Origin of the sequence: Mucilaginibacter sp. UYCu711 (genome assembly GCF_050433825.1) — a bacterium.
Lineage (GTDB): Bacteria > Bacteroidota > Bacteroidia > Sphingobacteriales > Sphingobacteriaceae > Mucilaginibacter.
This window is the reverse complement of record NZ_JBNPWM010000019.1, coordinates 20,672-27,609: the sequence shown is the minus strand read 5'-3', so window position 1 is coordinate 27,609 and position 6,938 is coordinate 20,672. Positions and strand designations below refer to the sequence as shown.

General features: G+C 34.0%; 6 protein-coding genes. 4 read left to right on the top strand and 2 right to left on the bottom strand.

Translation table 11 applies throughout. The features are described from left to right. Positions 1–1,035 precede the first annotated feature (1,035 nt). Positions 1,036–1,422 carry a hypothetical protein gene (locus ABIB50_RS26430; protein ID WP_429385031.1) on the top strand — a complete coding sequence of 129 codons (387 nt, stop codon included), beginning with the start codon at positions 1,036–1,038 and terminating at the stop codon, positions 1,420–1,422. On the opposite strand, the gene ABIB50_RS26425 is transcribed toward ABIB50_RS26430, so the two are convergent. Together ABIB50_RS26425 and ABIB50_RS26420 are read right to left on the bottom strand one after the other, a co-directional pair. After that, complete coding sequence (locus tag ABIB50_RS26425; RefSeq protein ID WP_429385028.1) at positions 1,402–1,782, bottom strand: hypothetical protein; 381 nt, start codon at positions 1,780–1,782, stop codon at positions 1,402–1,404. The two genes, ABIB50_RS26430 and ABIB50_RS26425, sit on opposite strands and share 21 nt — an antisense overlap. 2 nt (positions 1,783–1,784) lie before the next feature. Continuing rightward, positions 1,785–2,498, bottom strand: a complete 714-nt coding sequence (locus ABIB50_RS26420; RefSeq protein ID WP_429385026.1) for a ParA family protein — start codon at positions 2,496–2,498, stop codon at positions 1,785–1,787. Positions 2,499–2,997: 499 nt separating this feature from the next. Here ABIB50_RS26420 and ABIB50_RS26415 point away from each other — a divergent pair, with 499 nt between their 5' ends. From ABIB50_RS26415 to ABIB50_RS26405, 3 genes are read left to right on the top strand one after another with little or no spacing between them, the layout of a single operon-like run. Further along, positions 2,998–3,519: a hypothetical protein gene (locus tag ABIB50_RS26415; protein WP_429385024.1), complete on the top strand. Its 522-nt coding sequence runs from the start codon at positions 2,998–3,000 to the stop codon at positions 3,517–3,519. After that, positions 3,512–5,011, top strand: coding sequence for a DUF5712 family protein (locus ABIB50_RS26410; RefSeq protein ID WP_429385021.1), 1,500 nt, complete (start codon positions 3,512–3,514; stop codon positions 5,009–5,011). Before ABIB50_RS26415 ends, ABIB50_RS26410 begins: the two co-directional genes overlap by 8 nt. A 28-nt stretch (positions 5,012–5,039) precedes the next feature. Beyond that, entirely contained in the window at positions 5,040–6,899 is a 1,860-nt protein-coding gene (locus ABIB50_RS26405; RefSeq protein ID WP_429385019.1) for a type IV secretory system conjugative DNA transfer family protein, read from the top strand. The last annotated feature ends 39 nt before the right edge of the window (positions 6,900–6,938 follow it).

Sequence of the window (6,938 nt, the reverse complement as noted above, 5' to 3'; positions counted from 1 at the left end):
TATATTTTGCATGCGGTTGCCGTTTTTAAATATAAAAGGATCTTTTTGGCGCAGATTAACGCTGTATATTTTGCATGCGGTTGCCGTTTTTAAATGTAAAATGATCTTTTTGGCGTAGATTAACGCTGTATATTTTGCGTGCGGTAACCAATATTTTATAACAAGCAAGTTTCTATCCTGTCGTTTATTGATCAGTGCTGCGCAAATGAACCGCTTTAGGTGCCAGGGATTTTAAAAATCCTTGTTAGGTATGCTATAGCCGGTTGTTAGTAAACAAAACTCTCCCTGTGCCTAAGAAGCGGATGTACTTAACGCTGTATATTTAGCGTGCGGCTATGTATTAACGCTGTATATTTTGCATGCGCTTAAGTTCAAACCGTTTTACTTTCGCTGTATATTTTGCGTGCGCTTTCTGTGTTTCAACAATAAATTTATCTAATTAGTGCTTTTTTTTGGTTTTATGCTCAAGCCATTTTCTTTAAAACGTCAATTTTGGGCTCCCAAATTAACGGTGTATAATTTGCATGCGTTCGGGTGTTTAACGCTGTATAATTTGCGTGCGGATTGGTTAACGCTGTATAATTTGCGTACAAATGCCTTTTTTGGCCTTTTAACGTTGTATAAAAATCGTGCGTTGTTGCGGTCGCTGTATGTTTTGCGTGCGGATATTTTATGTTGGTTGTGCTTTTATAGGGAGTTTCAACGATTTTATGCCATTAACGCTGTATAAAAAACGTGCTCCTATTAATAATATACTAAAAAGTTTATTAAGAATAAAGCGCATGCAAAATATACAGCGTTATTAAATAGTTAACCTGTCTAATTGACATTTTCGTTAATTTATATGGCCGCTCATATCCCATGCACATTTTTTTTATCAGCTTAAAAATTAATTTCATTAAAAAGAGGGGGAAGATAAACTTTTAAAGATGTAAATTTTTATCTTTTTTAAAGCCCGTAGCTGGCTTTTGATCATTTGGAGGTATTGAGATACCCCTGCAATTTTTTTGTGCCTTAAATCGCTTTATTTCGATTTTGTTTAAATTAAATAGCTTTAATAAAAAAAATATTGCGGCCTGGGACCTTTTATTTAATGGAAACTTACAAAATCATAATAATTTAAAAAGAAATCTTTTAATTTGCGACATTAAAATTAATAAAATGAAACAACTTTGGTTAGCGGATTTGGTAAAAGCGCGAGGAATAAAAATAACAGCTTGCGAAAGAGCCATCGGTAAAACCAATCCGGTTTGGAAAAGATTATCCCTTGAACCCCACAAATTTAATTGCGCCCAGGTTCAAGGGTTGGCTGAACTGTTAGGAATGCCGCCGGCAGACTTATTTAAAACTATTCTTCATTTTAAAATGATAGCAGATGAAGAAGAAAAAAAAGCTGATAACTTACTTGCGCCTTTCAAGTAATTTTACGTAATTATCTATAGCCGCTTCTGTTAATTCCTGCAAGGTCATATTTAGATCATATTGTAAAATTGCCACTTTAGCATCTTTTAAATGTTTCGGTGAGATATGTACCGTAACCGTTTCCTTCGTTTTAATTTCTTCCAACTTTGTATTTTTTGGTTTTTTAACGGGTGCTACCTCACCGGTTTTTGCGGGAACTGTTATTTTATCTTGTATTGGTTCTTCTTTTTTTAAATTTTCTGTAATTTCTTCTTCCCCCTTATTCTCAACGCCTATAATATTTAAAGTCGCGGCGGTAGCAGGATTAGTAGTAGCATTTTTTTCTAAGGCAGAAAACCTATTTCTCTTTTTTAATGCCATAATTAGTTTATATTAAATTTAGTTACGAACTCATTTATAAAATTTAAATAATTGTTTTTTGCCCCTTTAGCAGCTACATCATTTACTGACTTAATTGAACTGAAAGTAGACAAGTTTCTTTCAAGGTGTACAGATTCTTTTACTGTTGTATCGAACAGGGGTATGTTAACCGCTTCGGCCCATTCCGGTATCATTTCATCTTCTTTAATTCCCCTGGATCTGTTATGAAAAGCATAAACGGAAAATGGAAGTTTTTTTTCAATACGATAATCTCTTAACTCATTTATAAGTTCTATAAAATCATCCGACCCGTCCAGATCAAGTTCATGAGCGCCGACCGGAATAAGGATACTCTCTGCAAACATTAATAAATTCAATACCTCTTCTTGTTCCTTCTCGGAATTATCATCTTCATTAGTGATCCTCGGCATATCGATGAAAATATAATCATGCAGAGTAATATTTTCCAAAATAGTTTGCTGGAGGCTTTTTACCGGTGTATAAATAACCGGGTACGGCGGTGTTTCATTTTCGTTAGCATTTTGTTCCTTGTTTCTTATTTTGGAAATACTTTTTTGGCTGTCACATTCAATAATACAAACTGATTTTTTAAAGTCGAGACAAAGGCTTGTCGCCAGGTTAATTGTGGTAAATGATTTTCCCACCCCACCCTTACGGTTGCCAATGAGAAAAATTCTTGCGTTCTGTTTTTTCATTATATTTCTTTGGTTTAAGATGTTTACTCCCCCTGTTAATAAAATAACGAATCTTATAAAATTAGTAAAAGCTCAATTTATAAAACTACCATATTAGCAATTTATAATATTATATAATTAGCGAAGTATAAAAGTATCTAATTATAAATTTATACGAATATAAAAAGATAAAGTTACAAAATAATAAAAAGATAAAATTATAATATGCTCATTTTATATCTTTATAAAATGAGAAAGATATAAAACTACTAATTTCTAAAATGATAATATTATAAAACTATAAAAAAATGGAATGTATAAGAAATTCATATTATAAATTTATAAAAGGCTAAAATTATAATATGAACGGTGTAGGAGCCCTCACTTTATAATGGAACAGCCTATAAAATTATAAATTTATAATTTTATAAAAATCAAAACCTTGATAGTTAACTATTCCTTAGTAATGCGTAAGCAAGATGAGTACACTAAATCATTGATTTAGTGTGCGTTAACATAGTTGACGGTATTTTTAATGCTTAATCGCTTGATTATCAATTTGATTTTAGTACTTTTGTATATGCCTGTTAAGAATACTGATATCCCAGCGGACCCAATTGTCCATATTGCCCCACAAAGCCATAAGATTATCGTTTCCGCAGCTAATGAATGGGGCATGACGAAGAAAGAATATGTTGATTTTTGTGTTAAATTTTGCAGTGAGTTAAAGCTTGATCCCACTAACTATTCCTCAGCCCAAACACGTGCCTATAAGAAGAAAATAAGTAGTATAAACCAAGTAAAAAACCTTGAATCAAGTCTTATAGACAGAGTTGCTGAAACTCGTAATACAGTCATTTCCTTTATTAAGCAGATGGAAAAGGAAAAGTTAGATGTGATGAATAAAAGGCTTATTGCTTTAGATTTAAAGCAACTTAAAAACCAGGTTATGATAATAGATTTATTATCGCAGTTACTGGCTGATAACCCTAAAATGCAAAAAGAAATGTTCGCAAACTACGTCAAGAAATTAAATGCATAGTAAGATTATTACTCCAAAGAACAATTCAAATAATGCCATTTATTCAAATAATGGTTCTTCCATCCGTGCTGTTAATTATTTAGGGAAAGAGGAAAAAGCAAATGATAAAGTTTTTTTTTCTGACGATAAAATAACTTCCTATGATAAACAATTTGTTGTTGAGGCTATAGATAGTAATGTTAAAGGGTTAAAGGCTATTGACGATAAATTTGATTCTATCATTATTTCCCCCAGTTTACAGGAACTTGCTCATATTGGTGATGATCCACAAAAATTAAAGGAGTATTGCCGAGACGTTATGCGTAATTATTCCAATAACTTTGATTTATCTGAAAAAAAGAAAGTTAGCGAAAAACCGGTCTCTTTTTTGAGTTCTGGACACGCTCCATATTTAAATGACCCTGAAAACAAAGGTTCATTTTATATAACCTTTAAGCAGGATAACGGTAAAGAAAAAACAATTTGGGGCATCGACCTTGAAAGGGCAGTAGTTGACTCCAATGTAAAATCAGGTGATCAGATTTTTATTGAAAACTTAGGTAAAGAAAAGGTAATTGTTCCCGTAGAAAGTTACATCGATGGAAATAAAGTTACCACCGATAAAGAAGTTACAAAGAATAACTGGAAGATACTATTTCCTGATGAAATGGCTTCTAATGATGCTAAAAAGGCCGCTTTAAAGAAACCCACACCGACAGCTGAGCCCCTGTGGTTTGCTACTATCCATCACACCAGGGAATATAATGCTACAGATGCTAAAAAAAGTAAGGTTATTGTTGATTTGAAGGAGCAGGGCCTTACCTTGAAAGAAATAATTGAGCTAAAAAATAAAGAGCTTTTTTTAAAAACAATAAATCCATCGGTTGCTGAAATCGAAACATTTTATAAGAACGGCGCCGTAAAAGCAGGGGATAATAAACCAGGTGATCAACGCCACCTTCATATAATTGTTTCCAGAAGAGATAAGCAAATGCGTCATACGCTTAATCCTAATAGTTATGGCAGATTTAACCGAAATGGTTTTGTTACTGATAATATAAACAGATTCGCCAATAAATTCAATTACCAGGGTAATTCAATGTTTATTGATGAAGCGCGCGTAAGGAGTTTTACGCGAAGGATTGAACATTTAAATAAAAAGTTTAAGTTAGCGCCTGATTATTTGAGTGAGGGAAAAATTATAAAAGCATTTAAAGATTCCCCCAATAAAGATGAATTTTCGAAAAGATTTAATAAAATAGAATGGAAAATTAAAAAAGGTGAGTTGCCGCCTGATCCTATGAAATTCCTGGTCCCTGATGCCGAGCAGAGCAGAGAAAAATTCAAAAAAGCTAATCATTCATTCACAGTAGAATCTATACTTTCTACTATTAAAGGTGTATCAAATGAACTGGATGAAAGTAAGGATTATGTCTTACCTGTTAATCAAATGAAAAAACGACTGAAGAAAAACAGACAACAACGTGAGGCCGATCACGATCAAAGCCGGTAAAGTTTAGTTCACTTTTAAACAACAATGTATGAAACCTAACCAAGTTGAACTCGTATACGGGTTACTGGCACTATTAGTAATATTACTTCTGGCCGAATATTATGTATATTATAACTATGCCGATAGTGTGACCTTATCTAAACCACTACTTTTACTTAGAAACTTCCCCCTTAAAATTGGTCCGATTGTTAGAATAGGTTTCGTGATAGTTTATTTCATTTCCTCGGTTTTAGCCAGAGGGAGAAACAACCAAATACAAGATAAAAAATATTCGCGTGCTGCTAAACCGGTTATAATGATATCCCTTTTTACAACCGGCTTACTTTTTATAGTGGTACATAAATTACCACACATTGTTGTATTATACCCGCTGATTCTATTGGCTTACATTATAAGTTCTACATTCTATATAAGGATATTTAATGTTGGCTCTTTACTAAAAGATAACTTTTTGATAAAAATGGATACCAGCAGTATCCTAAACAAATACTCCTTTAATTTTCAAACAGACAATGGTGTAATAAACGTTGTAAACCCCTTTGCCGGTATCCTGGTACTTGGAGCCGCAGGATCTGGAAAGTCTGTTAGCATTGCCGAGCCAGTTATTGAACAAATGACACAAAAAGAATATTCGGGAGTAGTATATGATTTTAAATTTCCAACGTTAACGGCAAAGGTTTATACAGAAATGATGAAGTATGACAAGGGCCCCGTCGATCTGTATATTATTAATTTTAATGATCTAACAAAGTCGAACCGGGTTAATATTTTTTCAGAAGATAATTTACCGGACGTTACCTACGCGTTTGAGTACACGACAAGCTTAATAAATAACTTGCTGCCTGAGTCCATCGAGAAAAAAGATTTTTGGATTAGGAGCGCCTCAACACTATTAACGGCCACGATTTGGTATTTAAGAACACACCATAAACAATACTGTACGCTGCCTCATGTGGTCGATCTTATCTGTAATGGAAATACAGATGATCTTATCGATCTCTTAACGACCGACCTGGTAACCTCTGGTATGATTAAAAACCTACATGAGGCTAAGGAAAAAAAGGCAAGCGCACAATTAGCTGGTGTTTTATCAACCCTGCAAAGCACACTTGTAACAATCAACAACCCTAAAATCTTTTGGGTTTTAACAGGCAGTGATTTTACAATGGATTTAAACGACCCCAAGCATCCTAAAATGTTATGTATTGGCACTTCGGAGGATACAGCGGAATCATTATCACCGGTTGTTTCGTGTATGGTTACCGTGGCCGTTAAACAACTTAATAAGAAAAACAGGCAGCACAGTATCGTTTTATTAGACGAAGCCCCACAGCTTTTTATTCCAAAGCTTTCAAATCTTCCGGCCACCGGGCGTTCGAATAAGGTTGTCACAATGTTTATGGCTCAAAATATTCCACAGATCATACAGTTATATACTAAACAGGAAACAGATTCTATTTTAGGTAATTTAAGTACTCAATTTTATGGCCGTGCCAGGGATTTGCAAACAGCCGAATATGTATCAAAGATTTTTGGTAAGGAAGAGAAGGTAAACGCCAGTCTTAGTACAAATACAAGTGCCAATTCGTCCAGGAGTTACGGGCGTAATGAATCTTTCCAAATGAAAGAATTAGTTAAACCACAAGACGTATACAATTTGCAAACAGGTTATTTTTATGGTGTAACCATTGAGGCTAAAAATCCAACATTTCACGGAAAAATTAAGGTGCCGGATCCACACCAGGTTAAGCTTGACGAAATACCTGTTTTTACACCTGATGCCACAGATGAAAATATAAATAAGAACTATGCCCGTATAAGAATGGAGATAACAGCCCTGCTTGCCGGGGAGATACCAAGGGATAGTAAAGACCCGAAAGCCGCTTAAAATGAATAAAAACACACTTATAGAAGTGTTAAATACCCT

What these genes read in the sequence shown, in the direction of transcription:
- ABIB50_RS26425 (WP_429385028.1), bottom strand. Translation starts at nt 1,782, where the DNA reads ATGGCATTAAAAAAGAGAAATAGGTTTTCTGCCTTAGAAAAAAATGCT.
- ABIB50_RS26405 (WP_429385019.1), top strand. Translation starts at nt 5,040, where the DNA reads ATGAAACCTAACCAAGTTGAACTCGTATACGGGTTACTGGCACTATTA.
- ABIB50_RS26420 (WP_429385026.1), bottom strand. Translation starts at nt 2,498, where the DNA reads ATGAAAAAACAGAACGCAAGAATTTTTCTCATTGGCAACCGTAAGGGT.
- ABIB50_RS26410 (WP_429385021.1), top strand. Translation starts at nt 3,512, where the DNA reads ATGCATAGTAAGATTATTACTCCAAAGAACAATTCAAATAATGCCATT.